General features: G+C 69.8%; 24 protein-coding genes. 5 read left to right on the forward strand and 19 right to left on the reverse strand.

Going from position 1 to position 25,304, the window contains the following annotated elements; all coding sequences use genetic code 11:
* Nucleotides 1-18 precede the first annotated feature (18 nt).
* Complete coding sequence (locus tag KVY00_RS08865) at nt 19-426, forward strand: ArsR/SmtB family transcription factor (protein ID WP_223042627.1); 408 nt, start codon at nt 19-21, stop codon at nt 424-426.
* 91 nt (nt 427-517) lie between these two features.
* On the opposite strand, the gene rpsN is transcribed toward KVY00_RS08865, so the two are convergent.
* From rpsN to KVY00_RS08885, 4 genes are all read right to left on the reverse strand, one after another.
* Nucleotides 518-823, reverse strand: a complete 306-nt coding sequence (gene rpsN, locus KVY00_RS08870; RefSeq protein WP_017884002.1) for a 30S ribosomal protein S14 — start codon at nt 821-823, stop codon at nt 518-520.
* A gap of 2 nt (nt 824-825) precedes the next feature.
* Nucleotides 826-993: a 50S ribosomal protein L33 gene (rpmG, locus tag KVY00_RS08875; protein ID WP_017884003.1), complete on the reverse strand. Its 168-nt coding sequence runs from the start codon at nt 991-993 to the stop codon at nt 826-828.
* Complete coding sequence (gene rpmB / locus KVY00_RS08880) at nt 993-1,229, reverse strand: 50S ribosomal protein L28 (RefSeq protein WP_105805590.1); 237 nt, start codon at nt 1,227-1,229, stop codon at nt 993-995. The genes rpmG and rpmB overlap by 1 nt, the downstream gene beginning before the upstream one ends.
* Before the next feature lie 238 nt (nt 1,230-1,467).
* The gene (locus KVY00_RS08885; RefSeq protein ID WP_223042628.1) at nt 1,468-2,748 is read right to left on the reverse strand and encodes a dicarboxylate/amino acid:cation symporter; all 1,281 of its coding nucleotides are present in this window, start codon (nt 2,746-2,748) and stop codon (nt 1,468-1,470) included.
* Between the two features lie 168 nt (nt 2,749-2,916).
* Between KVY00_RS08885 and KVY00_RS08890 the strand changes: the two genes are divergently transcribed.
* The 3 genes from KVY00_RS08890 (at nt 2,917) to KVY00_RS08900 (ending at nt 8,905) form a co-directional block, all read left to right on the forward strand.
* Nucleotides 2,917-3,951 carry an Ldh family oxidoreductase gene (locus tag KVY00_RS08890; protein WP_223042629.1) on the forward strand — a complete coding sequence of 345 codons (1,035 nt, stop codon included), beginning with the start codon at nt 2,917-2,919 and terminating at the stop codon, nt 3,949-3,951.
* Between the two features lie 263 nt (nt 3,952-4,214).
* Nucleotides 4,215-4,979, forward strand: coding sequence for an SGNH/GDSL hydrolase family protein (locus KVY00_RS08895; protein ID WP_223045252.1), 765 nt, complete (start codon nt 4,215-4,217; stop codon nt 4,977-4,979).
* Nucleotides 4,980-5,206: 227 nt separating this feature from the next.
* Nucleotides 5,207-8,905, forward strand: coding sequence for an efflux RND transporter permease subunit (locus KVY00_RS08900; protein WP_223042630.1), 3,699 nt, complete (start codon nt 5,207-5,209; stop codon nt 8,903-8,905).
* A gap of 99 nt (nt 8,906-9,004) precedes the next feature.
* Here KVY00_RS08900 and KVY00_RS08905 read toward each other — a convergent pair whose 3' ends face one another.
* The 6 genes from KVY00_RS08905 to KVY00_RS08930 all read right to left on the reverse strand — a co-directional run bounded on the left by KVY00_RS08905 (nt 9,005) and on the right by KVY00_RS08930 (nt 14,187).
* Entirely contained in the window at nt 9,005-9,751 is a 747-nt protein-coding gene (locus KVY00_RS08905; protein ID WP_223042631.1) for a hypothetical protein, read from the reverse strand.
* Nucleotides 9,752-9,914: 163 nt separating this feature from the next.
* Nucleotides 9,915-10,310 carry a Fur family transcriptional regulator gene (locus KVY00_RS08910; protein ID WP_223042632.1) on the reverse strand — a complete coding sequence of 132 codons (396 nt, stop codon included), beginning with the start codon at nt 10,308-10,310 and terminating at the stop codon, nt 9,915-9,917.
* A 64-nt stretch (nt 10,311-10,374) separates the two neighbouring features.
* Nucleotides 10,375-11,181, reverse strand: a complete 807-nt coding sequence (locus KVY00_RS08915; protein WP_223042633.1) for a metal ABC transporter permease — start codon at nt 11,179-11,181, stop codon at nt 10,375-10,377.
* The gene (locus KVY00_RS08920) at nt 11,178-12,200 is read right to left on the reverse strand and encodes a metal ABC transporter permease (RefSeq protein WP_255572568.1); all 1,023 of its coding nucleotides are present in this window, start codon (nt 12,198-12,200) and stop codon (nt 11,178-11,180) included. The genes KVY00_RS08915 and KVY00_RS08920 overlap by 4 nt, the downstream gene beginning before the upstream one ends.
* Nucleotides 12,200-13,027 (reverse strand): metal ABC transporter ATP-binding protein, encoded by an 828-nt coding sequence (locus tag KVY00_RS08925; protein ID WP_255572569.1) that lies wholly within the window; start codon nt 13,025-13,027, stop codon nt 12,200-12,202. The genes KVY00_RS08920 and KVY00_RS08925 overlap by 1 nt, the downstream gene beginning before the upstream one ends.
* Nucleotides 13,024-14,187, reverse strand: coding sequence for a metal ABC transporter substrate-binding protein (locus tag KVY00_RS08930; RefSeq protein WP_223042634.1), 1,164 nt, complete (start codon nt 14,185-14,187; stop codon nt 13,024-13,026). The genes KVY00_RS08925 and KVY00_RS08930 overlap by 4 nt, the downstream gene beginning before the upstream one ends.
* Before the next feature lie 297 nt (nt 14,188-14,484).
* Here KVY00_RS08930 and KVY00_RS08935 point away from each other — a divergent pair, with 297 nt between their 5' ends.
* A complete protein-coding gene (locus KVY00_RS08935) occupies nt 14,485-15,891 on the forward strand; it encodes an amidase (protein ID WP_223042635.1) in 1,407 nt (468 codons plus the stop codon).
* 200 nt (nt 15,892-16,091) lie between these two features.
* Here KVY00_RS08935 and KVY00_RS08940 read toward each other — a convergent pair whose 3' ends face one another.
* The 9 genes from KVY00_RS08940 to KVY00_RS08980 all read right to left on the reverse strand — a co-directional run bounded on the left by KVY00_RS08940 (nt 16,092) and on the right by KVY00_RS08980 (nt 25,294).
* A complete protein-coding gene (locus tag KVY00_RS08940) occupies nt 16,092-17,126 on the reverse strand; it encodes a Gfo/Idh/MocA family protein (protein ID WP_255572570.1) in 1,035 nt (344 codons plus the stop codon).
* Nucleotides 17,123-18,187, reverse strand: coding sequence for a Gfo/Idh/MocA family protein (locus KVY00_RS08945; protein ID WP_223042636.1), 1,065 nt, complete (start codon nt 18,185-18,187; stop codon nt 17,123-17,125). The genes KVY00_RS08940 and KVY00_RS08945 overlap by 4 nt, the downstream gene beginning before the upstream one ends.
* Nucleotides 18,188-18,234: 47 nt before the next feature.
* Nucleotides 18,235-19,020, reverse strand: a complete 786-nt coding sequence (locus KVY00_RS08950) for an SDR family oxidoreductase (protein ID WP_223042637.1) — start codon at nt 19,018-19,020, stop codon at nt 18,235-18,237.
* Between the two features lie 78 nt (nt 19,021-19,098).
* The gene (locus KVY00_RS08955) at nt 19,099-20,100 is read right to left on the reverse strand and encodes a Gfo/Idh/MocA family protein (RefSeq protein ID WP_223042638.1); all 1,002 of its coding nucleotides are present in this window, start codon (nt 20,098-20,100) and stop codon (nt 19,099-19,101) included.
* Nucleotides 20,097-21,008, reverse strand: a complete 912-nt coding sequence (locus tag KVY00_RS08960; RefSeq protein WP_223042639.1) for a sugar phosphate isomerase/epimerase family protein — start codon at nt 21,006-21,008, stop codon at nt 20,097-20,099. The genes KVY00_RS08955 and KVY00_RS08960 overlap by 4 nt, the downstream gene beginning before the upstream one ends.
* A gap of 43 nt (nt 21,009-21,051) precedes the next feature.
* Nucleotides 21,052-22,275: a Gfo/Idh/MocA family protein gene (locus KVY00_RS08965; RefSeq protein ID WP_223042640.1), complete on the reverse strand. Its 1,224-nt coding sequence runs from the start codon at nt 22,273-22,275 to the stop codon at nt 21,052-21,054.
* Nucleotides 22,276-22,452: 177 nt separating this feature from the next.
* Nucleotides 22,453-23,253 (reverse strand): SDR family NAD(P)-dependent oxidoreductase, encoded by an 801-nt coding sequence (locus KVY00_RS08970; RefSeq protein ID WP_223042641.1) that lies wholly within the window; start codon nt 23,251-23,253, stop codon nt 22,453-22,455.
* 62 nt (nt 23,254-23,315) lie between these two features.
* Nucleotides 23,316-24,248 (reverse strand): ATP-binding cassette domain-containing protein, encoded by a 933-nt coding sequence (locus KVY00_RS08975; protein WP_223042642.1) that lies wholly within the window; start codon nt 24,246-24,248, stop codon nt 23,316-23,318.
* Nucleotides 24,245-25,294 carry an ABC transporter permease gene (locus KVY00_RS08980; protein ID WP_223042643.1) on the reverse strand — a complete coding sequence of 350 codons (1,050 nt, stop codon included), beginning with the start codon at nt 25,292-25,294 and terminating at the stop codon, nt 24,245-24,247. The genes KVY00_RS08975 and KVY00_RS08980 overlap by 4 nt, the downstream gene beginning before the upstream one ends.
* Nucleotides 25,295-25,304 lie beyond the last annotated feature (10 nt).

The raw sequence follows: 25,304 nt of genomic DNA on the forward strand, positions 1-25,304 counted from the left end.
CCAGAAGGGAGATTCGCCATGGGTAAGCCAGCAGAGACCCCGCCCCCGCGGCAGCCCACCGCGGCCGAACTCGATCACGCCGCGGCGGTGCTCCAACTGCTCTCCGACCGCACGCGCCTGGGCATCATCGCGATCCTGCTGCCGGGCGACGAGCTCTCCGTCGGTGAGATCGCGCAGCGGCTCGAGCGGCCGGTACCCGCGGTCTCCCAGCACCTCGCCAAACTGAAGAGCGGACGGCTCGTGCTGAGCCGGCGCGAGGGCACCTCGATCAAGTACCGGCTATGCGGCGAACACGTGTCGCTGCTCGTCGAGAACCTCCTGCAGCACACCGAGCACGAGCTGTTCGCCGAGCCGCCGCACCACCGCTTCGCCGAAGCTGGCGAGACTGAGCAGGCCCGGAGCGCACCGGCGGCAGCCCGCGCGTAGCGACGCGATCGCACCTCCGGAAACGACGAAGCGGGCGCGGATCCCGGAGGATCCGCGCCCGCTGGTCAGCCCGTGAAACGGGCCGGGAGACTTACCAGCTCGACTTGGTGATGCCGGGCAGCTCGCCCCGGTGCGCCATGTCGCGGAAACGCACACGCGAGACGCCGTACTTCGACAGCACGCCGCGGGGGCGGCCGTCGATGACGTCGCGGCTGCGCACGCGCACCGGCGAAGCGTTGCGGGGCAGCTTCTGCAGGCCCACGCGAGCGGCCTCGCGGCTCTCGTCGGTGCCGTTGGGGTCAACGAGCGCCTTCTTCAGCTCGGCGCGCTTCTCCGCGTAGCGGTCGACGATCGCCTGGCGCTGCTTGTTCTTCGCAATCATGCTCTTCTTCGCCATGATTAACGCTCCTCTCGGAACTCGACGTGCTTGCGGATGACCGGGTCGTACTTCTTGAGCACGAGGCGATCGGGGGTGTTGCGACGGTTCTTCTTCGTCACGTAGGTGAACCCGGTGCCCGCGGTCGAGCGGAGCTTGATGATCGGACGTACGTCCTTGTCCTTCGCCATTAGAACTTCACCCCACGCTTCTGCAGATCAGCCACGACGGCGTCGATGCCGCGGGCATCGATCACCTTGATGCCCTTGGCCGACAGGGTGAGGGTCACCTTGCGGCCGAGCGACGGCACGTAGTAGGTCTTCTTCTGGATGTTCGGATCGAACCGACGCTTGGTGCGACGGTGCGAGTGCGAGATGTTGTGACCGAAGCCGGGAACGGCGCCGGTCACCTGGCACACTGCTGCCATGGTGTTTCCTCTCATACCGTGAGACCGGACGGCCTCACCCAAGATTTCTTGTCTGCAGGAACCCCGGCCTGACGAATCATTCCGGTCTCGAGCCGAGCGGCTCCCGCGGTCTGCGCACTGGGACGGCGCACAGCCAAAGATCGAGCTTAGACGACGATCGCCGACCGCGCAACACTCGGGCGTGTCGCGGGGTGGATCCGGTCTGTAGTCACACGGGTTCGAGGGCGAGCGCGAGCGCTCAGGCCAGCGAGTGGCGCTGATCCGGATCCGGATCCAGTGTCTCGACGACCTCGTCGGCCTCCTCCTGGGCCTGCGGCCCGAGGCGGCCGCGGGAGAGACGGTTCACGATCATGGCGATCGCGCCGTCGCCGGTCACGTTGGTGGCCGTGCCGAAGCTGTCGAGCGCGATGTAGGCGGCGAACATGAGCCCGACCTCCATATCGCCGAAGCCGAGCATCTGCACGAGCAGGCCCGCCGCGGCGGCGATCGCGCCTCCAGGCACGCCGGGCGCCGCCACCATCATCACGCCGAGCATGAGGATGAAGGGGAAGTAGGCGCCGAACGACACATCACCGCCCGTGAGCAGCAGCACCGCGATCGAGAAGCAGGTGATCTTCACCATCGAGCCCGAGAGATGGATCGTGGCGCCCAGCGGCACCACGAAGCCCGCGACCGCGTCGGAGACGCCGTTCTTCTTGGTCGACGCGAGCGTGACGGGGATCGTGGCGGCCGACGACGAGGTGCCGAGAGCGGTGAAGTAGGCATCGCGCATGTTCCAGAGCGCGCGAAGCGGGTTGGCTCCGGCCATCGCGCCCGCCGCCGCGTACTGCAGCAGGAGCACGACGAAGGTCAGGGCGAACGAGACGATCACCACGAGCAGGAACTTCGTGACGACCTCGATCGCCGCACCGCTCGCCGAGAGATCCATGAAGATACCGAAGATGAAGAGCGGTAGGGCAGGCACGACGATGCGCCGGATCAGCGACTCGATGATCGTGCGGAACTCGACCGCGCCGCGGAAGATCACGCGACTGCGGAACGCGGTCAGGCCGATCCCGATGACGAACGCGAGCACGAGCGCGCTCATCACGTCGATCACGGGAGCGAGCACGATCTCGGTGGCGGAGTCGCCCGGCGCGGACACGACCGAGAAGTAAGGGGCGAACCCCGATCCGCTTCCCTCGTCCAGTGATTCCACGCCGCCGGCCGACATCGACGCGGTGAAGAGCCAGCGGCTCACGACGTAGGCGAGCAGGCCCGCCATGATCGTCGAACCGTACGCGATGACCGCGGTGATCCCGAGCCACTTGCCCGCGCCCTTGCCGAGCTCCGCGATCGCGGGGGTCACGAGACCGAAGATGATGAGCGGCACGGCGAAGCCGAGGAACCCCGAGAAGATCGAGTTGTAGGTGAGGAACACGCCTCCCAACCAGTCGGGCATGACCGGGCCGAGCAAAATGCCGAGCAGGATCGCGACGACGATCCATCCGAGAAGAGGGACGGAGCGGAACAGTTTCATGGGGATCCTTCGGGCCTGCGGCGGAGCGGCTCGCGCGGGCTCGGCGGCTCCGGCGAGGTCGCGCCCCGAACCGGGGCGCTCCCGACAGTGTATGCGGCGCGGGAAGCAGGCCCTCTCTTGTATCTTGCAATAGACAGTCCTGCTCTCCCACGCACCCAGGAGGCCACTATGCGGACGGGCTCTGCTCCACCCCACGAGAAGACCGGCGAACGCATCCCGTTCGAGCATCTCGTCGAAGCCATCGAGACGACGCTCTCCGCGGCCGGGGCCTCGCCCGAGGTCGCCGCGATCCTCGCCCGCAACCACGCGGGGTGCGAGCGCGACGGCGCCCTCAGCCACGGGGTCTTCCGAGTGCCGCAGCACGTGGAGACCCTGCGCAGCGGCTATCTCGACGGCGCGGCCGAGCCGGGGGTCGAAGTCGTCAGCCCTGGCTACATCAGGGTGGATGCCGCCAACGGCATCGCACAGCTCGCGCTCGAGCGCGCACGCGGCGACATCATGCGGGCGGTCGAGGTTCAGGGCGTCGCGGTCGTCGCGATCCGCGATTCCCATCATCACAGCGCCCTGTGGCCCGATCTCGAGCCGTTCGCCGAGGCCGGCACCGTGGCACTCACCGCGGTGACCGGCGGAGAGCCGAACGTCGCACCCGCCGGGGTCCGCGAACCGGTCTTCGGCACCAATCCGTTCGCCTTCGCGATCCCGGTCGACGGTGCTCGCCCGCTCATCGCGGACTTCGCGACCTCTTCGATGTCGTTCGGCGACGTCACCCTGGCGGCAAGCGCGGGCGGTGAAGTGCCGCCCGGCACCGGGGTCGACTCGGCCGGCAACGCGACCACCGAGGCGCGCGCCATCGTCGAAGGCGGCTCGCTGCTGCCGTTCGGCGGGCACAAGGGCGCGATGCTCTCGATGCTGGTCGAACTGCTGGCGTCCGGCCTCACGGGCGGCGACTTCTCGTTCGAGACCGGCGGCGAGAAGCCGGCCGACGCGCATTCCACGCGCACCGGCCAGTTCCTCCTCGTGCTCGATCCGGATCGCGGCGGCTCCGGTAGCGGCTTCGCAGCGCGCGCCGCGCAGCTGGTGCGAACGCTCCGAGAAGCGGGCATGGATCGCATGCCCGCCGATCACCGTTACCGGGCGCGAGCAGAAGCCGAGAGGCTCGGGATCCCGGTCACCGCCGCGATCCGCGAGCTGCTGGAGCGCTGAGGCGGATCCGGATCCGGATCCGGACTGCGCCCCTTCGCAGCCCCTGATCCGGCTCACCCCGCTCGAGATACGGATTTCGCACCCCCGCTCGCGATCAGAGATGCGAAATCCGTATCTCGGCGGAGGCGGCCGAGGATCCAACGCCCCTCAGGGGCCTGCGCACCGCCACCCCGTAGGCTGGAGCGGTGAACGAGCAGACCGGAGGCGCGACGGGCGAGCGGGCCGCGACGGGCGAGCAGGGGGCGACGGGCGAGCGGGCCGCGATCCGCTACGTGGCGATCGGCGACAGTTTCACCGAGGGCGTGGGAGACGAGCAGCCCGACGGTTCGGTGCGCGGGTGGGCCGACCTCGTCGCGCAGGGCCTCGCCGACGCGACGGGCGCGCCGATCCAGTACGCCAACCTCGCGATCCGCGGCCGCCTGCTCGGTCCGATCATCGCCGAGCAGCTCGAGCCGGCGCTCGCCCTCGGGCCGACCCTCGTCACCTTCAACGGCGGCGGCAACGACATGCTGCGCCCCGGCACCGACCTCGCGTGGATCAGCACCGAGACCGAGCGCGCGCTGCGACGTATCCGCGAGGCGGGCGCGGAACCGCTGCTGCTCGCCGGCGCGAACCCCACCGGGGGGCTGCCCGGCGGCGCACGCGTGCGCGCGAAGGGCGACGAGCTGGTGCGGGAGGCGCGGGGCATCGCCGAGCGGCTCGGGATCCGCTTCGCCGACAACTGGAGCGACGCCGAACTCGCCGGACGGCAGTACTGGTCGCACGACCGCCTGCACCTCGCGCCCGTCGGCCACCGCCGCGTGGCCGCCAACGTGCTGCGCGCGCTCGGGCACCCGGCACCGAGCGACTGGGTGATCGAGGCGTCGCCGATCCCGAACCCCTCACGCCGCGAGCAGCTGCGCTACACCCGCGAGCACGTCGTGCCGTGGGTGAAGCGGCGCCTCACCGGTCGCTCGAGCGGCGACGGGCGCACCGCCAAGTACGGCGAGTGGGCCTGGATCGCGCCGCGCACCCGGCCCCGGGGCTGAGCGGTCCTCGCCGAGCCCCTCCGCAGCCCCGCCCGCGCGTTCGGGGTTTCCCGATTCATACTTCGGGATGAGCCGAAATAGTACCCCGGCACGATGCGCCGCTCCCCCGCGCCCGCCAAGCTGGAAGCATCGACCGAGCCGTGCGCCATGCAGCCGCGGCGATCCGCCCGCAGCAGGCCCCCGACCGCAGCCACCGGCTGCCCGGCCGGCTCACACCGAAAGAGCGCATGTCCTTTCTCACTCGCACCAGCCTCAAGAACCGCCTGATCGTCGGGCTCGCCACCATCGCGGTGGCCGTGCTCGGTCTCATCTCGATGGGCTCGCTCAAGCAGGAGCTCATGCCCTCCATGCAGGTGCCCGCCGCCTTCGTATCGGTGCAGTCCCAGGGCCTCGCCCCCGAGGAGATGGCGCGCACGGTCACCGAGCCGGCCGAGCAGGCGCTGCGCGCGGTGCCCGGGGTGACCCGGGTGACGTCGAGCACCTCGAGCGGCACCGCCGACATCACCGTCGAGTGGACGTTCGACGAGAGCGACGAGGAGACGATCCGCACCATCCGCGCGGCCGCCGACGGCCTGAAGCCGACCTTCCCCAGCGGCACCGAGGTGCAGGTCTTCTCGGGAGGCGCCGACGACATGCCCGCGATGATGCTCAGCGCCGGAACCTCGGGCGACGCGACGGCCTTCGCCGACGAGCTCGCCCGCGAGGTGGTGCCGGCCCTGCAGGGGCTGAACGGCGTGCAGAAGGTCGAGCTGGCAGGCAGGGAGGAGCAGCGGATCCTCATCGCGCTCCGCCCCGCCGACGTCGATCGGTTGAAGATCGACCCCGCCCAGATCGCGCCCGCCCTCGAGACGCGCGGAGCCTCGCTTCCCGCAGGGCAGGCGGAGTCCGAGCAGGGCCGGCTGGCAGTGACCGTCGGCTCCTCGCTCGGCTCGGTCGAGGAGATCGCCGCGCTGCCCTTCACCGCGACCGACGCCGACGGCAACGTCAGCCTCGTGCACCTCTCCGACTTCGCCGACGTGAGCACCGAGACGGTGCCCGCCGACAGCATCTCGCGCGTCAACGGCAAGCCTGCACTCACACTGCAGGTGTTCCCCGCGCAGGGCGCCAACGTGATCGACATCTCGCACGCGGTGACGGCCGAGCTCGACCGCCTGGCCCCCGAGCTCGGCGGGGAATTCGTCACGATCTTCGATCAGGCGCCCTTCATCGAGCAGTCGATCCACGATCTCTCGGTCGAAGGCGGCCTCGGCCTGCTGTTCGCGGTACTCGTGATCCTCGCCTTCCTCGGCTCGTGGCGCTCGACCGTCATCGCGGCCCTCTCGATCCCGCTGTCGCTGCTCATCACCCTCGTCGGACTGTGGTGGAGCGGCAACACCCTCAACATCCTCACCCTCGGCGCGCTCACCATCGCCATCGGTCGCGTGGTCGACGACTCGATCGTGGTGATCGAGAACATCAGCCGACGCCGTGGATCCGGTCCGCTCACTGTCGCGGGGGTCGTCGCCTCCGTGCGCCAGGTGGCCGGCGCGATCACGGCGTCGACGCTCACCACCGTCGCCGTCTTCCTGCCCATCGCATTCGTCTCCGGCATCGCCGGCCAGCTCTTCCGGCCGTTCGCCGTGACGGTGACCGTCGCGCTGCTCGCCTCGCTGCTCGTCGCGCTCACGATCGTGCCGGTGCTCGCGTACTGGTTCATGCGCGGGCGGACGCGGCGGTCCGTCGCCGCGGTTGCCTCGGCAGATCGGGTGGATCCGGCGGGTCCGGCGGTCGATCCGGCGGCGTCCGCAGAGGATCCGGATCCCGCACCGCCGCACCACGACGACGAGCTCGCCGAGACCCGATCCGCTCCCGACCGTCTGCAGCGGGCGCTCATGCCCGCCCTGGGGGCCACGCGACGCCACCCCGTCATCACACTCATCGCCTCGACACTCGTGCTCGCAGCGACGCTCGCGATGACCCCGTTCCTGCAGAGCGATTTCCTCGGGTCGTCGGGCAACGAGAGCCTGCAACTCACACAGACGCCCGAGCAGGCCGGCGATCGAGAGCAGCTCGTCGCGGCGGCGGAGCCCGTGGAGCGCGCCCTCGCCCGAGTGCCCGGCGTCCGCGATGTGATGACCTCGATCCCCGTCGGCGGCACCGCCGGCATGCCCACCGCGATCTCCTACGACGTGCAGCTCGAAGACGGGGCCGACGTCGAGACCGTCGGCGACGCCGTCGAACGCGCGCTCGAGAAGGTTCCCGACGCCGGCGATGTGCAGCTGCTCACCCAGGACGCCTTCGTGGGCGGCCCGGGCGGGGGCGGCATCGCCCTCCAGATCCGCGGCAACGATCCCGCAGCGCTGCGCGAAGCCAGCGACCTGCTGGAGAAGCAGCTCGCAGACTCGTCGAGCGTGCAGTCCGTGCGCAGCGAACTCACCGGGGAACAGCCCGTCATGCGGGTGACCCTCGACGAGGATCGCGCCGCGCTGCTGGGCTTCGACCGCGCCCTCGTCGCCGACGCCGTGCGCGGCGCGCTCGAGGGCACGACGGTGGGCAGCATGATGCTCGACGGCCAGGAGCGCGACATCCTGCTGCGCACGCCGGGCGCGGATCGCACCGCGGAGGCCCTCGGCGCGATCGTGCTGCCGGTCACGCCTCAGCAGACGGCGCAGGCGCAGAAGCTCGCCGCGGATCAGCTGCAGGAGAAGGCCGAAGCGGAGGCTGAGACGCAGCGCGCCAACGCTGCCGCGGAACTCGCGGATCAGCTGAACGAGGCGGGATCCCAGCGGTCGCAGCTCGTCGCCCAGCTCGGCGAGCTGAACGCCCAGCTCGCGCAGCTGCGAAGTCTGCCCGTCGTACCCGAATCACCGCGGGATCCGGCCGAAGAGGCCGTCGCCCGAGCGCAGCAGGAGCGCGCGGAGCAGCTCGCGGCGATCGAGGGGGCGATCGCCGGCGCTCAGAGCGGCATCGAGGGGCTCGACGAGCAGATCTCGGCGCTGCACCAGGCCCAGGCCGATGCAGACGAGCAGTTCGCCCAGCAGGAGCAGGCCGAGGCCGAGCAGAAGGCCGCTGCGGCGGCGACCGGCACGGCCATCACCCTCGCCGACATCGCCACCGTCGAGGAGGAGCTCACCGCGCCGACGATCACCCGTGCCGACGGCGAGCGCCAGGTCGCTCTCACCGTGACCCCGCGCTCCGGCCAGCTCGACGCGGCCAACGCGGCCGTCGAGCAGGCGATCGCCACCGCGGAGCTGCCGTCCGGCGTGAGCTTCGAGCTGGGCGGAGTGAGCGCCGAGCAGGACGACGCCTTCGCGCAGCTCGGTGCCGCGATGCTCGCCGCGATCATGCTGGTGCTGCTCGTGATGGTCGCGACGTTCCGCAGCTTCCGCGGGCCGCTCGTGCTGCTGATCTCGATCCCGTTCGCCGCGACGGGCGCGATCCTGGGTCTGCTGCTGACCAACACCCCGCTCGGACTGCCCGCGCTGATCGGACTGCTTATGCTCATCGGTATCGTCGTGACGAACGCGATCGTGCTCATGGATCTCGTGAACCGCCTGCGCGCGGCGGGGGCCTCACTCGAGGAGGCCGTCGAGCACGGCACCCGCTTGCGCCTGCGCCCGATCCTCATGACCGCGGCGGCGACGATCTTCGCCCTGGTGCCCATGTCGCTCGGGCTCACGGGCGGAGGGGTGTTCATCTCGAAACCGCTCGCGATCGTGGTGATCGGCGGGCTCGTCTCATCGACGCTGCTCACGCTGGTGCTCGTGCCGATCCTCTACACCCTCGTCGAGCGCCGGCGCGAGCGGGTCTCCCTGGGCAGGGCCCGCCGCAGGGCGAGGCGGATCGTCGCGAAGCGGGCTCGGCTCGAGCGCGCTCGCGGTGCCGAGACCGGCAGCGCGAGTGACGCACCGCGGGCCGACGACATCGACACCCTGCTCGAGAACTGAGGCGCGGCCCGCGTCGCGGCGCTCTAGCGCCGGGTTCACGGGGCCTCAATGGAGGCCCCGTGAACCCGGCCTGTCCGCGCCGCGGTAGCCCGGTCAGCCTCAGCGCGCGAGAAGCAGCGGAGGTCGCTGCGGCCCTTCGAGCCGAGCGACCGCGATCTTGACGTCGGTCACATCGCTTCTCAGCTCGGTCACGTCGACCTTGAGTTCTTCCACATCCCCCTTCAGCTCGGTCACGCCGTTCTTCAGAACGGCAACGCTGGCCTTCAACTCGGCCACATCGCGGCCCACCGCGTCGATCCGCGTCGTCAGCTTCTCATCCAGCGCAGCGAAGCGGTCGCCCGATTTCTCATCGACCGCAGCGAAGCGGGCACCCGTTTTCTCATCGAGCCGGTCGATGCGCCCACTGAGATTATGAGCGACCCCGTCGATACTCCCGCTGAGATTATGAGTGACCCCGTCGATACGCGTCGTGAGCTTCTCATCAACCTCGTCGATCCGCGTCGTCAACTTCTCATCGACCTGGTCGATGCGCGACGTCAACTTCTTATCAACCTCGTCGATCCGGCGCGTAAGCTTCTCATCAACCTCACCGATGCGCGTCGTGAGCTTCTCATCAACCTCACCGATGCGCGTCGTGAGCTTCTCATCAACCTCGTCGATCCGCGTCGTGAGCTTCTCATCAACCTGGTCGATGCGCGACGTCAGCTTCTCATCGACCCCGTCGATGCGCTCGCCGAGTTTCTCGGCGATGACATCGGTGCGTCGCATGGTCCAGGCGAAGCCGACGGCCAGTGAGAAGAGCAGCCCGACGCCGGTCAGCATCGTGGTGATCGTCTCGGCTGACATCAGCGCCGCCTTTCTCCAGTCGGAAGGGTGGTTTCGTGTTCAGCTTACGACGGCTACAGCACAGAAACAGGCCGAAGTTCATATTTGTGGATAACTCCTCGCGGTCTCCGCATCCGCCTCGGTTGTGAGCGAAGTACCCGAGCACCGGGTCCCGTAAGGACCTCTAGGATTTTCCCCGACAGCGCTCGCAGAGTCCGAAGAGGTCGACCACGTGCTCGATCTCGGTGAAGCCGTGCTCGGCTCCGACCCTGCGCGTCCACTCCTCGACGACAGCGGCCGAGAGTTCGCGCGTATCCCCGCAGCTGCGGCAGATGAGGTGGTGATGGTGCCCCGTCATCGTGCACGAGCGGAACAGGTTCTCCCCCTCCGGCGACTGCAGCGAGTCCGCCTCACCGGTTTCGGAGAGGCTCCCGAGCGCGCGGTACACGGTTGCGAGGCCGATCGTCGACCCGCTCTCGCGCAGTTCCTGATGCAGCTGTTGAGCGCTCACGAACCCTCGCGCCTCGGCGAGCGCCGCGCGCACCGCTTCGCGCTGCCACGTGTTCCGTTTCGGCTGCATGGCGCGCCTCCTCTCCTGCACTGCCTCCACCGTAGCGAAGTTCGGCCCGCGGCGGCATCGCCGCTCACGCGGACTTCAGAACCCGCCTCGGCGCGATCGCCCGGATCGCGAGGGACACGACGAAGATCGCCGTCATGACGAGCCCGACGGATCCGCCCGCCGCGATCCCGAACTCCCGAGACGCCCAGAGCCCGACGAGCCCGCCGGCCACCCCGAGCAGCGCCGCGATCGGCGGAATCCGCTCGATGCGCGACGTCAGCGCGCGCGCCGCGGCTGCGGGCCCGATCAGCACCGCGACGCCCAGGATCGCCCCCACCGCGGGCATCGCCGCCACGACCGCGGCCGCGACCGCGCCCGAGACCACGAGCTCGACCGGCCACGCGCGGAAACCCGCCGCGGCGAATCCGACGGGGTCGAAGGTGTGAAACAGGATCCGACGCCGCATCACCGCGAGCACCGCCGCGGTGACGACCAGCACGATCGCGGTGGTGAGCACGTCTCCGGGGGACACCCCGAGCGGCGACCCCACGAGCAGCGCCTCGACCGGCACCCCGAGGCCGGAGTTGAGGCTGGCCAGCAGCGTCCCCAGCGCGAAGCCGAGCGAGAGCACCACACCGCTCGCCACCTGTCTGCCCTGCCCGGGGATGCGAGCGAGCAGCGTCATCACGAGCACGAGCAGCAGCGCGAACACAGCCTGGCCGAGCAGCAGGTTCCAGCCGAGCACCGCGAAGATCACGCCGCCGGGGAAGGTCGCGTGGCTCAGCGCGACCGCGAAGAACGAGCGCCGCCGCAGCACGATGAGCGTGCCGGCAAGCCCCGAGAGCAGACCGAGCAGCACGAGTTCGAGGGCCGCGAGCGCGAAGTAGGTCACGAGTCGGCCCCCTCTGCGGCGTCGACGCGGCGTCCCGAACTTCGGAGCTCACCCGTATCTCGGAGCGATTCCGGCGATCCGCTCCGAATGACGGGCCTGCTCCGAAGAACCGTCATCCGCAGCAGCGCTGCGAGCAGATACGCCGCGACGAGCAGCAGCACGACCACGGCGCCGGGCGACACCGTCGCCCCGGCCTCGACCGACCACTCGAACGACAGCCACAACCCCGCGATCCCTGCCGCCAGCGGCAGCAGGATCGCGATCGGCACCAGCAGTGCGAATCCGCGCGTCACGAGCCGCGCGGCCGCCATCGGCACCGTCAGCAGCGCCACCACCATGAGCACGCCGAGCGCCTGCACGCCCGCGACGGTGAGCAGCGCTACGGCGATGCCCAGGGCGAGGTCGGTGCGGAGGGTGCGGAACCCAGCAGCCTCGAAACCGGCCGGATCGAAGGCGCGGAAGAGCTGCGCCCGGCGCGTGCCGAGCACGATCAGGATCGCCGCGACGGCGACGACCAGGATCTGCCAGAGCTGGGTGGACGTCACCGTGAGCAGGCGCCCGAAGAGCAGCTCCTGCAGCTGCGACACGTAGCTCTCCTGCCGCGACACGAGCACGACGCCCAGGCTGAACAGGCCGGTCAGCACCACCGCGATCGCGGCGTCGGCGCCGATCCCGCGCCGCTCGATCACCGTGAACAGCACGGCCGCGAGCACCGCGGCCACGACCGCCCCGGGCAGCAGGCCAGCAGTGCCGCCGATCGCCGACCCCACCACGAGCCCCGGAAATACCGCGTGGACCAGACCGTCGCTCACGAACTCCATCTCGCGGAAGCTGATGAAGAGCCCCACCACTCCCGCGGCGACCGCGAGGATCGCGACGGTCACGAGCGCGCGCCACATGAACGGCAGCGCGAAGATCTCGAGGGGGGAGGCGGCGACGACCGGGCCCGCTCCGATCAGCGTCTGGGCGAGGGGGGAGGATCCGGCGCCGGCGAGCACGCCCGCGACCGCGGCGAGCACTACTCGGTCTCCCGGGTCGTCGTCACGGTGTGCTGGTCGAGCTCGACCGTCGTGTCCTGGAAGGCGTGCTGCACAGCATCGAGCGTGAGCGCCTCGCCGAGCGGCCCGAACGCCGCGGGGTGCCCCGGCTGGGAGGGGGTGTGGCCGCTCGCGAGCAGCAGCACGTGCGTGCACGCCTGCTGCGCGATCTCGAGGTCGTGGGTCGAGACGATCACCGTGCGGCCCTCCTCGCGCAGCTCGCGCACGAGATCGAGCAGCTTGTCGCGGTTCTCGCGGTCGAGACCATTGAAGGGCTCGTCCAGCAGCAGGAGGCGCGGATCCGACACCAGTGCGCGCGCGAGGATCCCGCGCTGCTGCTGCCCGCCCGAGAGCTCGCCGAACCTGCGCCCGGCGAGCGTCGCGAGTCCCACGCGCTCGAGGGCATCGGTTACCGCCGCGCGTCCGTCACGACCGATCGGTCGCAGGGGGCCCCGCGAGCGGTACAGCCCCATCGTCACCACCTGACGCAGGCTCACCGGCAGCGCCGTGTCGCGAGTGTCCGCCTGCGGCAGCGTGCCGATGCTGCGCCGCGCCCGATCCGGAGAAGTGCCGAGCACGCGCACGCCGCCCGCGGTCAGCTCCGCGAGGCCGAGCACTCCGCGCAGCAGCGTCGACTTGCCCGAGCCGTTGGGCCCGATGAGGGCCACCGCCGATCCGGCGGGCACCACGAGACTCAGGCGCTCGACGCGTGTCTCGCCGGCATAACCGAACGCCGCGCCGTCGAGGACGAGCGCGGGCTCGGCGGCGGTCTCGGGGTGCAAGGCGTCAGGGACGGAGCGCGCGGTCACTCTTGCAGACTAGCGGGAAGCGGTTCGGGCTCGACACCCCACGCCTCGAGGATCACCCGCGTGTTGTGCACGGTCGCGCCGATGTAGGTGTCGGGGCTGATGCCGTCGTCGACCGCACCCTCCGCGGCGTCCGGGGCGCCGAGCGAATCCGCGTACAGCGCCTCCGCGTCGACCACCTCGACCCCCGCTTCCTTGGCGATCGTCTGCGCGAGCTTGGGGCTCATCGACGATTCCACGAAGACGGCCTTCACCCCGCGCTCCTTGATAGACGCGACCAGAGCGTCCATCTCGGCGGCGCTCGGCTCGGCGTTGTCCTCGAAGCTCGGCAGGATCGACCCGGCGAACGCGATGCCGTAGTCGTGCAGGTAGTAGCGGAGCGAGTCGTGGCCGCTCACGAGCACGCGCTGCTCGGCGGGCACATTCTCGAACTGCGCGGCGACCCAGGCGTCGAGATCCTGCAGCTGCGCGACGTAGGCGTCGGCGCGCTCGGTGTAATCGTCGGCATGATCGGGATCGATGCGCGCGAGGTCGCCCGCGATCATCGAGACCATGCCCTCGGCGTTGCTGGGCGATGTCCAGATGTGCGGGTTCACATCGCCGTGGTCGTGGTCGTGCTCCTCCTCGGCGTGCTCGTCGTGGGCTTCAGCCTCGGCCTCGTGAGCATGCTCGTCGTGGGCATGCTCCGCATCGGCGTGATCCGCCGCCTCCCCCTCGTGCGCATGATCGTGCTCCTCGGCGCCGCCGCCCTCCGCGGTCACCTCGCGCAGCATCTCGGGATCGAGCCCGTTGGCCGCGGTGATGATCTCCCCGTCGAAGCCGGAGGCCTCGATCGCGCTGTCGACGAAGGTCTCGAGGCCGACGCCGTTGACGATGAGCACGTCGGCCTCGCCCAGTGCGAGCAGGTCGGCGGGAGACGGGTCGAAGTGGTGCGCCGAGCCGCCGGGAGCGAGCAGACCGGTGAGCTGGATATCATCGCCGCCGACCTGCGCGGCGAAGTCCGTGAGCTGCGTGGTGGTCGCCACGACCTTGAGCTCGTCGGAGGCGTCGCCGGATCCTGCTCCCCCTGCACCGCAGGAGGTCAGGGCGAGCACCGCGGCGAGCGCGGCGCCCCCCAGCGCGGCGAGGCGGAGCGGATGGCGTGAGGAGGAGGTTCGTGACATGAGTGAGCTTTCTAGATGAGAACGAATCTCAGCATACCGACCATGAGAACCATTCGCAACAAGAGCCGCTCTTGCCCTTCCTGCTCTGCCCCCTGCTCCGCCCCGCCGTCGCGGAGTCCCAAACTGCTACTACTCCACGGTCGGTACCAGCAATTCGAGACTCCGCGTCGCAGGGCAACGCGAACGCGAGCGGGCGCGCGGCGGGTGCGGGCGAACGAGTGCGGGTGCGGGGCGGGTGCGGGCGGGTGCGGGGCGGACGCGGGTGCGGGGCGGTAGCGCCGCACGTAGAGTCGAGGCATGAGCGAATCCACTCTGACCGCCGTCGAACTGCACGCGGCGTTGCGCTCCGGCGAGATCTCGGCGCGCGAGACCGCAGAGCACTTCCTGAGCAGGATCGCGGAGCGCTCCGATCTCGGGGCCTTCGTCACCGTGACCGAGGATCAGGCCCTCGCCGAGGCCGACGGGGCCGACGCGCACCTCGCAGCGCTTCCGCCCGAGCAGCGCAGCAGACCAGGCGCTCTGCCCGCGCTGCACGGCCTGCCGATCGCCCACAAGGATCTCGTGGAGGTCGCCGGCGCACCGACGACACGCGGCACTGCCGCACTGCCCCACGCGATCGCCGAGCACGACCACCCCGGCGTCGCCGTGCTGCGCGCCGCGGGCACGATCTCGCTGGGCAAGACGCAGGTGCCCGAGTTCGGCCTCAACTCCTACTCGGAGAACCTGGTCGCGCCGCCCGCGCGCAACCCGCTCGATCCCGAGCGCACGCCGGGAGGGTCGTCGGGCGGCAGCGCGGCCGCGGTCGCCGCGGGGCTGCTGCCGGTCGCTCCGGGCAGCGACGGGGGCGGGTCGATCCGCATCCCGGCGCTCGCCTGCGGGCTCATCGGCATGAAGCCCGGCCTCGGAACGGTTCCCACCGACGTGATCGGAGGACGCACCGACGACTTCGGAGCCCCCAGGCTCGCGGTCAGCGGCCCGCTGGCGCGCACGGCCGAGGACGCCGCGCTGCTGTTCGACGCGATGACCGGATCGCCGCGACCCGCCCTCGTCGCCGTGCACGAGGCCGATGCGGTGACGGGGCTGCGCATCGGCATGAGCACGGCATCGCCGTTCGAGGCCGCGCACCCCACACCGCTCTCCCCCGAGGCGCTGGCCGCCTACGAAGCAGCCGCGGCCGGGCTCGCCGCCCGCGGGCATCATGTCGAAGAGGCGAGGATCGCGTACGACCCGCGCTACACCGAGGTCTTCACGAGCTGCTGGATGGCGGGGCTGTCGCTCCTCGACCTGACGCCCGAGGCCGAGGCGCTCCTCACCCCCTTCACACGCACCCACCGCGAACGGGCGATCGCGACACCGCGCGAGGCGCACCTCCGAGCAGCCGAGGAGCTGCAGGGCATCGCCGCCGGGCTGCGCGCCGAGTGGCGCCGCTACGACGTCGTGCTCACCCCGGGGCTCGCGACCCTGCCACCGCGCATCGGCGCGTTCATGGACCTCGACGCGGCCGCGGACTACCGCGCCCAGTGTGAGTGGACGCCCTTCACGTCGATGGTGAACGTCTCCGGACTGCCCGCGATCGCGGTGCCCATGATCGAGGTGCCGAACCCCTCGGGCGGCGGACCGCTGCCGATGGGCGCCCAGTTGATCGGACGGCCGGGGTCGGAGCCGCTGCTGCTGCAGCTCGCGGCGCAGCTCACGCGGGGGTGAGGGGCGGGGCGAGGATCCGCTCCCGAGCCCGGCGCGCCGCAGGCCCGCAAACCCACAGGAACTCCGCGCCTACCCCAGCCGAGATACGGATTTCGCAGCTCTGATCGCGATCCAGCATGCGAAACCCGTACCTCGAGCAGGGAGGCGAGCCGGAGCACGGCCTCAAGAAGACCCCGCGAGCGACTGAGGAGCAGAGGGGCTCAGGCGGCTGGGTCGCCCATCAGCTCGCGCGCCTGCTCCATGAGCGAGAGCGTGGCGAGCGTCTGCGCGAGCGGGCGCAGCGGCGACTCCGTGAGCCCCTCGGAGATGCAGCGGGCGACCTCGAGCGCCTCCCAGAACAGCTGGGTGTGCGCGAGCGCGGGTTCGTCGTAGCGCAGCTCCTCGCCGTCGTGGAAGCGCACGACGACCGGCCCCGGCTGGTAGAAGGGCGCCTCCAGCTCGAGCGTCGCCTCGGTGCCGGCGATGTAGGCGGCGGTCGGGGTATCCGCCAACATCGAGGCGCTCACGGTGGCCAGCCGATCCCGCTCGTCCGCGAGCAGTGCGTGGAACTGCCCGATCGCACCCGGCCCCGCGATCCCCGGCACCGCGTGCCGCATGCCGTGCGCGGCCGTGACCCGCAGGCCGGGCAGCACCTCGTTCGCGAACATCATGACGTAGGTGCCGATGTCGTTCATGGCGCCGCCGCCCTGCGCGGGGTCCATGGCGCGGTGGTGGTCGACGAGACGCTCTCCGAGGTTCGCCGAGGCCTCGACGACCTCGCCGAGCATGCCGCTGTCGAGCACCTGTCGCACGACCGAGTAGCGGGGCAGCGCGAGCGACCACACGGCTTCCATGGCGAACAGCCCCTTCGCGCGGGCGAGTTCAACCAGCTCCCGCGCCTCGGCGACGGTCGGCGTCAGGGGCTTCTCGATCAGCACGGGTCGGCCTGCCTCGAGCGCGAGTCGCGCGTGCCCGAAGTGGTCGAGGTGACCGGTCGCCACGTAGACCACGTCGGCGTCGGCCGCGACGAGCTCCTCGTAGGAGCCGTGGGCCGATTCGATGCCGTGCTCGGCGGCGAACGCTTCGGCGCGGGCCCGCGTGCGCGACCCGACGGCGACGATCCGCTGGTTCGTCGAAGTCTGCAGTGCCTCGACGAAGCGGGCGGCGATCCACCCGGTGCCGAGGATCGCCCAGCGCAGCGAGGGGCCTGACCTCGGGTCGGGGACGTCGGGGAGGGGCAGGATCCGCTCACTCATCGGGGCTCCCCCGATCCCGCACCTGCGGCTGATCCCGATCCCGCAGCCAGCCCCGAGGCACCGGCCGAGCCTGCGCCCGCGACCGCGACGAATGCCCCGCCCGCCCGCATCGACGCCACCGCCGCCGCGGCCACGCGAGTCGCCGCCGCACCGTCCTCGACGCTCGCAAGCGTCGGCGCCCGCCCCTCGCGCAGCGCCGTCACCCACTCCTGCAGTTCGAGGCGGTAGGCCTCCGCGAAGCGCGGGCGGAAGTCCTCCGGGATGCCGGTGCGGCTCGTGAGCCCGGTCGCCATCGCGACCCGGTGCGGCTCGGTGATCGAGACCGCTCCCGTCTCGCAGACCACCTCGCAGCGCATATCGTAGCCGTAGCGCGCGTTGAGGAACACCTCGACGGTCGATAGGGCCCCGTCGGCGGTGCGGAGGAGGATCAGGAAGGGATCCCGCAGCCCGCCGCCCGTGCCGCTGGGGGCCTCCGGAGCATGCCAGCTCACCTCGGTGACGGGCGAGTCGAGCAGCCACGGCACGAGGTCGAGGTCGTGGATCGCCGAGTTGAAGATGACGGTCTCGTCGGTGGCACCGGGTCCGGACGCGACGCCGCGGCCGATCGAGTGCACCATCACGGGGCGGCCGTGCGCACCCGAAGCGACGACGCGCTTCTGCTCGACGTAGCCGGGATCGAAGCGACGCATGAAGCCCTGGTGCACGAGGGGGATCCCGTCGCCCACCGCGGCGCGGTGCGCGACGAGGACCCAATCCGCCTCCTCGACCGAGTACGAGAGCGGTTTCTCGCAGAGCGTCGGCTTGCCCGCGGCGATACAGGCGAGCGTCTGCTCGGCGTGCAGGAAGTCGGGCGAGGCGATGAGCACCGCGTCGACCTCGGGGTGGGCGATGAGCTCCCGGGGGTCGCTCAGCGCGATCGCGCCGACGGCGGCCGCCGCGGCGCCGGCGCGCTCGGGATCCGGATCCGCGACCGCGGTCACCGTCGCCCCCGAGACTTCTCCATGCAGCAATTGTGCATGGAAGGCGCCCATGACCCCGGTGCCGATGATGCCGATCCTCATGCGATGCTCCTCACGGTCTCACAAATCTGCTCTCGATGGCCGAGTGACTACTGGTCGTATGCCCCGGGCACGTTCTGATCCCAATCGATGATCGATCCCGTGACCACACCGCTGCGCTCGCTCAGCAGGAAGACGACCGCGTCGGCGATCTCGTCGGGCTGCCCCAGCTTGCCCATGGGCTGCGCCGCCTCAGCCCGCGAGAGCCAGTCGGCGCCCCCACCGTGGAAGGTGCGCTGGGTCTCAGTCTCCCCCGGGGTGGCGGTCCAGCCGATATTGAGGCCGTTGATGCGGATCCGGTCGAAGCGATGGGCGAAAGCCGCGTTGCGCACGAGACCGGCGAGACCTGCTTTCGAAGCGGTGTAGGGCGCGAGATAGGGCTGCCCGCCGTGCATCGCCATCGAGATGATGTTCAGGATCGTGCCGGGAGCGCGGCGGCGCCGCATGTCGCGCACGGCGGCCTGCATCGTCATGAACGGCGCCACGAGGTTCACAGCGAGGTGCTCGTCGAGCAGCTCGCGCGTCGTGTCGAGCAGGGTGCCGCGGCTCGTCGCGCCCGCCGCGTTCACGAGGCTGTCGACACGCTCGAAACGCTCCACGGTTTCGGCCACGGCCCGCTCTGCTTCACCCGGTTCAGCCAGATCCGCGATGATTGCGAGCGCCTCGACGCCGTGCGCTCGCAGGCGCTCGACGGCTCTCTCGGCCTTCTCCTCGCTGCGCCCGACGATCGCGATGCCGGCCGCACCCTCTCTCGCGGCCGCCTCCGCTATCGCCAGCCCGAGCCCCTGCGTTCCGCCGGTAACCAGCAGGATCTTGTCGTTCATGAGTCGTTGCACGTCGTTCGCTCCTCTGCAATGCGGCTTGGGCACCGGGGCCGACCTCTGCCGGCCCCGCTCAGCTTGATCAGCCGGGATTCAGCTCAGTCGGCCGGGCCTCAACGGCAGGCCGCTCATGGCATACACTGCGTCGATGAGCTCCGCGGTGCGTCGAGAACGCCCCAGCGCATCCACTGAATGCTCACCCGAGCGGATCGCCTGGCGAATGCGCTGCAGCTGGTAGGTATACGAGGAGACGATGCCGAGACGCTCGATCCGTTCGACGTCTCCGACCCGCACCAGGAGCCGGTCGTCCTCCTGCGGCTTGACGAAGTTCGGAGCGCGCACCGAGCCACTGGTGCCTCTGACCTCGAAGCTGAAGTCCCACTCGAGGCTTTCCATGCTGGTACGCATCGTCGCCGGAGCATCGCCGAGCACGAATTCCGCATGCACCGTGGCATCCAGGCGAGGATCGGGTCCGTACGGGGTCGACTCGGCGGACCGCAGTTCGAGCGGGAGCCCGAGGGAGGCGCCGAGGAGGAGCAGTCCGTTGATCGCGTAGCAGCCGAGATCCATCATCGTGCCGCCGGCGAGGTCGAAGTTCCAGCGCGGATCGGAGGCGGGTGGTGGCGGCATCAACATATTGACGCGGAGCTCGCGCACCTCGCCGATCTCCCCGCTCCGCACGACTTCGATGAGGCGCGACATGAGCGGGTGGTCGGCGTAGTGGAAGGCCTCCCACGCCCATCCCGGAGAGCGCTCGAGCTCCGCCGCGACGATATTGAATTCGGCGAGGTTGGAAGCGAAGGGTTTCTCGACGAGCACGTTGCGGCCCGCCCGCAACGCCTCGATCGTCCACGTCGCATGCAGACCGTTCGGCAGGCCGATGTAGATCAGGTCGAGCGAGTCGTCGGCGATGAGCTCTTCGTAGCCCTCCCGGATGCCCTCGTAGCCGTGCTCCGCCGCGTAGGCCCGCGCACGCTCTGGATCCCGAGCCGCCACAGCGGCACGCACGTCTCCGGTCTCCCGACTCGCCTCGGTCACCGCGAGTTCCGCGATGCGCGAGGCCCCCAGCAGGCCGATCCGCAACTGCTCGCTCATGCGGGCACCGCCGCGGACTCGGGCTCGGCCTCGACGGCGGAGCGGATGAAGGCGACACTGCGCCGGGCGTTCTCAAGCGCCCGCGCGGCGTCCTCCTCGTTCTCCACGACGGTGTCCTGCTCCAGCACATACCACCCGTCGTACCCGGAGCGGCGCAGCGCCGACACGATCTCGCCGATGCGGGCGTCGCCGGAGCCGAGCGCCTGGTACATGCCCTGACGCACCCCCTCCCTGTAGCCGACGTCGCCCGCACGTACGCGCGCGGCGACTTCGAGGCTCACATCCTTGAGGTGGGCGTGCACGATCCGATCGGAGTATCGCTCGACGAAATCGACGGGATCGCCACCGCCGAGCGTGTAGTGGCCGGTGTCGAGGCAGAGGCCGATCCGCGATCCCGCGATGACCCGGGCGACGGCCTCGGGCGACTCGACGACGGTGCCGAGGTGAGGGTGCAGCGTGGCGACGACCCCGACTGCGGCAGCGGCGTCGAGCGCGCGGTCGAGGTTCGCGAACAGAGCGGCCCACTCGGGCTCGGTGAGTTCGGCGACTCCGTCATAGCCGTCTTCGCCGGTTACCGCCGACAGCACCATCGTGCCCGCGCCGGCGGCGACGTACGCCTCGAGCTCCCGCTCGATGATCGGCAGCGGATCGCCGGGCGCGCCCGGCTCCGCCGTCTTGTGCAGCACGACCGGAAAGAAACCGCCGACGGCTTGCAGGCCGGCCTCCGCGAGCACCGCGGCTCGCTCCGCGGGAGCATCCGGCAGGAAACCCTCCGGGCCGAACTCGGTGGCCGAGATACCGAGCGACACCATCTCAGAGAGGACTCGCTCGCGATCGAGCTGCACCCCCCAATCCGGGACCTCGATGACTCCCCAGCTAATGGGGGCCGATGCGATGCGTGCGTTCATGGGGACTCCTTTGTCGGGATAATGCGAGTTGTGGGGTACGGGATCAGTCCCGCTTCGAGGCGGTAGTGCCGGCCACGGGGGCGCTCGGCTCCCAGCTGCGGGATTCGGCCGAGCGCTCGGCAGCGGTGACGACCTGGGCGGCCGACAGCGCGTCCTGGATGTTCGAGTTCAGCGCCTCGCGGCCGAGCACGGCCTGCAGGAATTTCTTCGCCTCGATCACCTTGAGATCGTCGTAACCCATGGAGGTGCCGGCTCCCGGCTGGAACCGCGCGAAATCGCCCATGCCGGGACGTGCCATGATGCGTGTGTAACCCTGGTTCTCCGTACCGAGGCCGCCTGAGAGGTGCAGCTCGTTCATCCGCTCGAAATCCCAGTAGGCCGAGCCTTCGGTGCCGTAGACCTCGATGCCATAGCTGGCGCGAGGCCCGACTGCGACCCGGGACGCCTCGAGGGTGCCGACCGCCCCGGAGGCGGAGGCGTCGTCCGAGAGGCGCACGAGCATCGCCGCGTAGTCCTCGTTCTCGACCGGCTTCATCTCGCCGTCCTCGATGACCGCGAAGTGCGTGCCCGTGCCCATCGGCAGTTCGGGGCGCTCGGTATAGACGGTCGAGGCGAGCGCGCTGACCTCGTGGATCGGGCCCAGCGTGTACTGCACCAGGTCGACGAGGTGACCCATCAGATCACCCAGCACGCCGTTGCCCGCGAGCCCCCTCACGAAGCGCCACGACAGCGCGCCGCGGGGGTCGGCGGAGTAGTCGGCGAACATCTGGCCACGCACGTTCGTGATGCGACCGAGCTTGCCTTCCGCGACGAGCTCTCGCAGATATTCGATAGCGGGAGCGTGCCGGTAGTTGAAACCGATCGATGAGACCACGCCGGCCTCGGTGGCGGCCTCGGCCACCGCTCGAGTCTCGTGCTCTCCACGGCCGACGGGCTTCTCGATCCAGAAGTGCTTGCCCGCCTTCGCCGCAGCGATACCGATTTCGGCGTGGAGGAAATTGGGAGCGCAGATCGAGACGACGTCGACCTCGGGATCGTTCAGCACCTCTCGGTAGTCGGCCGAGGCCCGCTCATAGCCGAGCACCTCGACGGCCTCCTCGGCCCGCGCGGGGGCGGGATCTGCCGCGTGCACGAGACGGGGGCGGATCTTGAGGTCGGGGTAGGCGTAACGCAGGTTGGCGTAGGCCCGGCTGTGCAGCTGGCCCATCCATCCCACACTGATGAGCCCGACGCCGATCGTGGTGGTGCCGTCTTCATTCGTCTGCATGATCGCGTTTCTTTCATTCGAGGTGCTGCGCACCGTGCCTCGTTGCGGATGGGCCGGATCAAAATGGACCGGTCCAAATTGTACGGACACAGCGTCACGCCTGTCAACGCCCATCCCACGAGACCTGACAGCCGCCTACCACACCGACACCGTGCCGCGACGCCGCGGAGGTGACGCTCAGGCCCCCTTCTCGTCCTGAATGGCGTTGCCGCCGTCGACCACGAGCACTTGCCCGGTGACGTAGGAGGCGCCTGGCGAGGCCAGGAACTCGATCACTGCCGCCACTTCGTCGGGCGTGCCTGAGCGCCCCATCGGGGTCGCATCGCCCATCCGGTTCTCGTGCTCGGTCGCCGAGCCGGTCCTGATCCAGCCCGGGGCGACCGCGTTGGCCGTGGTGCCCTCCGCGGCCAGGTCGACGGCGAGGGACCGGGTGAGCCCGACGAGCCCGGCCTTCGCCGCGTGGTAGGCGACATCACCGCGGTAGGCGAGCAGCGGACCCGACACCGACGACACGGTGATGATACGCCCGTGCTCCGCCGCCGTGAGATGGGGCAGGGCGCATCGGGAGACCAGGTAGGCCGTCGTGAGATTCCGGGCGATCGCGTGATCCCAACCTGCCCGGTCGAGCTCGGAGGCGGGAGCGGGATCCTGCGGATCGGAGACCGAGGTCATGCCCGCGTTGTTCACGAGCACATCGAGCCGCCCGAAGCCGTCGATCGCGGCGGCCACCAGGCGTTCGGCTCCCGCCTCCTCGGTGAGATCGGCGATGACGGGGATCACCAGAGGTACGTCGTTCCGGCCACGCGATTCCGCGACGACGTGCCCCAGCTCTTCCGCACGGGCGAGGATGCGGTCGCTCGTGGCCCCCACGACCACGCGGTACCCCGCTCGCAGAAGTCGCATCGCCGTCGCGAACCCGATCCCATCAGGGGCGCCCGCGCCCGAGACTACCGCGACTCGCTCCACATCCGCCGTCATGAGTCAAGCTTAGAGGCACCGCACCTGAGCGGTGCGGTGCCTCTCGCACGGGCGACTGCCGGCTACTTGCCCTCAGCCTCCGGAAGATCTCGAATGTTGACAGCCTCCGTCACGGGCACGTGGCCGACACCGGCTGTGGCATCCTCTTCGATCTCGTTGCGGATGGTGCGCACGGTGTCGGTGTTCGTTCCGACCTGGCGCAGCTCGTGCACCAGCTGCTCGAGCTCGGCGCCGCCCGCCATCAGCCCGGTGAGCTCCTCGAGCGTGATCTCCGACTTCTCGTGATAGCCGATGCTCTGGCCGCGCTTCAGCAGCAGGAAGCGGTCGCCCACGGGGTAGGCGTGGTGCGGGTTGTGCGTGATGAAGATCACACCCAGACCTCGGTCGCGCGCTTGAATGATGTAACGCAGCACCACGCCCGACTGCTTTACTCCGAGAGCGGCGGTCGGCTCGTCGAGGATCAGCACCTTCGCGCCGAAGTACACGGCGCGGGCGATGGCGACGCACTGGCGCTCGCCACCCGAGAGGGTGCCGATCGGCTGATCCACGTCGCGCAGATCGATGCCCATATCGAGCAGTTCCTTCTTTGCGGTCTTCCGCATGAAGTCGACGTCGAGACGCTTGAACGGGCCGAACCCCTTCGTCACTTCGGAGCCGAGAAAGAAGTTGCGCCACACTGGCATCAACGGCGCGACGGCGAGATCCTGGTACACCGTCGCGATGCCCCGGTTGAGCGCCTCGCGGGGCGAGTTGAACTTCACCTCCTCGCCCTCGACGAGGTAGGCGCCCTCGGTGTTCTGGTGCAGGCCGGCGATGATCTTGATGAGCGTCGACTTGCCGGCGCCGTTGTCGCCGAGCACGCACATCACCTCGCCGGGACTCACCTCCAGACTCACGTCGCGCAGCGCGATGATGTTGCCGTAGCGCTTGCCCGCGTCACGGAGCTCGACGAGTGGCGCGCCGGCCTGCGGGGCCGCGATTGCCGTGGCGTTCATTTCTTGCCTCCCTTGCCCGCGCGGCGCTGCAGCGTGAAGTTGAGCACGGTCGCTCCGAGGAGCATCGCGCCGAGGAAGAACTTCAGCCAGTCGGGGTTCCACTCCGCGTACACGACGCCCTTGAGCGCCATGCCGTAGATGAGGGCGCCGATCGCGCCGCCGATCGCGCTGCCGTAGCCGCCCGTCATGAGGCAGCCGCCGACCACCGCGGCGATGATGTAGAGAAACTCGTTGCCCACACCCTCGCCCGACTGCACGGTCTTGAACGCGAACAGCTGGTGCATGCCCAGCAGCCAAGCACAGAAGCTGACACCCATGTACAGGCCGATCTTGGTCTTCACCACCGGCACACCAACGGCACGGGCTGCGTCGGGCGCGCCTCCGCTTGCGAAGATCCAGTTGCCTGCGCGAGTACGCTTCAGGATCCACGTGGCGATGGCGACCAGCAGGATCCAGTAGAACACCGTGATCTTAACCTTCACCCCAAACACCGGAATATCCGCGGCGAAGACCGCCGCCGCCGTTTCGAAGCCGGAGGCCGGCCCGATAGACGGAGTTGCGACGCCACCGGTGATCAACCGGGTCAGACCCAGATTGAGACCGGCCAGCATGAAGAAGGTCGCCAATGTGACGATGAAGCTGGCCAGTTTCGACTTGGTGAGCAGCCATCCGTTGAGGAAGCCGATCCCAAGCGAGATCGCCAACGAGACGAGCACGCCGAGCCAGACGTTTGCTGCGAACCAGTAGATCGTCAGCGCTCCCGCAAGACCCGCCGTTGTCACACCGACACCGGCGGAAAGATCGACCTCCCCGCCGATCATCAACAGGGAGACACCAACCGCCATGATTCCCACAGTGGATGCGCCGTAGAGTGTCGTTGCGATCGAGTCAGGCTGAGTGAACTGCGGAGCCACGATCGCGAACATGATCACAAGCACGAGGGCGGCGGCGGTGGCCCCCGCCTCCGGCTTCGTGAAAAATCTCACGAACAGGGAGGCGGAGGCGACGCGCTCATCGCTCGGCTTGGTAGTCGCCTGAGCATTCATAGACTAGGTC

Source organism: Leucobacter tenebrionis (genome assembly GCF_019884725.1).
GTDB lineage: Bacteria > Actinomycetota > Actinomycetes > Actinomycetales > Microbacteriaceae > Leucobacter > Leucobacter tenebrionis.

Excerpts from the sequence above, each read along its gene's own strand:
- KVY00_RS08865 (WP_223042627.1), top strand. The coding sequence starts at position 19 with ATGGGTAAGCCAGCAGAGACCCCGCCCCCGCGGCAGCCCACCGCGGCC.
- rpsN (WP_017884002.1), bottom strand. The coding sequence starts at position 823 with ATGGCGAAGAAGAGCATGATTGCGAAGAACAAGCAGCGCCAGGCGATC.
- rpmG (WP_017884003.1), bottom strand. The coding sequence starts at position 993 with ATGGCGAAGGACAAGGACGTACGTCCGATCATCAAGCTCCGCTCGACC.
- rpmB (WP_105805590.1), bottom strand. The coding sequence starts at position 1,229 with ATGGCAGCAGTGTGCCAGGTGACCGGCGCCGTTCCCGGCTTCGGTCAC.
- KVY00_RS08885 (WP_223042628.1), bottom strand. The coding sequence starts at position 2,748 with ATGAAACTGTTCCGCTCCGTCCCTCTTCTCGGATGGATCGTCGTCGCG.
- KVY00_RS08890 (WP_223042629.1), top strand. The coding sequence starts at position 2,917 with ATGCGGACGGGCTCTGCTCCACCCCACGAGAAGACCGGCGAACGCATC.
- KVY00_RS08900 (WP_223042630.1), top strand. The coding sequence starts at position 5,207 with ATGTCCTTTCTCACTCGCACCAGCCTCAAGAACCGCCTGATCGTCGGG.
- KVY00_RS08905 (WP_223042631.1), bottom strand. The coding sequence starts at position 9,751 with ATGTCAGCCGAGACGATCACCACGATGCTGACCGGCGTCGGGCTGCTC.
- KVY00_RS08910 (WP_223042632.1), bottom strand. The coding sequence starts at position 10,310 with ATGCAGCCGAAACGGAACACGTGGCAGCGCGAAGCGGTGCGCGCGGCG.
- KVY00_RS08930 (WP_223042634.1), bottom strand. The coding sequence starts at position 14,187 with ATGTCACGAACCTCCTCCTCACGCCATCCGCTCCGCCTCGCCGCGCTG.
- KVY00_RS08935 (WP_223042635.1), top strand. The coding sequence starts at position 14,485 with ATGAGCGAATCCACTCTGACCGCCGTCGAACTGCACGCGGCGTTGCGC.
- KVY00_RS08940 (WP_255572570.1), bottom strand. The coding sequence starts at position 17,126 with ATGAGTGAGCGGATCCTGCCCCTCCCCGACGTCCCCGACCCGAGGTCA.
- KVY00_RS08945 (WP_223042636.1), bottom strand. The coding sequence starts at position 18,187 with ATGAGGATCGGCATCATCGGCACCGGGGTCATGGGCGCCTTCCATGCA.
- KVY00_RS08955 (WP_223042638.1), bottom strand. The coding sequence starts at position 20,100 with ATGAGCGAGCAGTTGCGGATCGGCCTGCTGGGGGCCTCGCGCATCGCG.
- KVY00_RS08960 (WP_223042639.1), bottom strand. The coding sequence starts at position 21,008 with ATGAACGCACGCATCGCATCGGCCCCCATTAGCTGGGGAGTCATCGAG.
- KVY00_RS08965 (WP_223042640.1), bottom strand. The coding sequence starts at position 22,275 with ATGCAGACGAATGAAGACGGCACCACCACGATCGGCGTCGGGCTCATC.
- KVY00_RS08970 (WP_223042641.1), bottom strand. The coding sequence starts at position 23,253 with ATGACGGCGGATGTGGAGCGAGTCGCGGTAGTCTCGGGCGCGGGCGCC.
- KVY00_RS08975 (WP_223042642.1), bottom strand. The coding sequence starts at position 24,248 with ATGAACGCCACGGCAATCGCGGCCCCGCAGGCCGGCGCGCCACTCGTC.
- KVY00_RS08980 (WP_223042643.1), bottom strand. The coding sequence starts at position 25,294 with ATGAATGCTCAGGCGACTACCAAGCCGAGCGATGAGCGCGTCGCCTCC.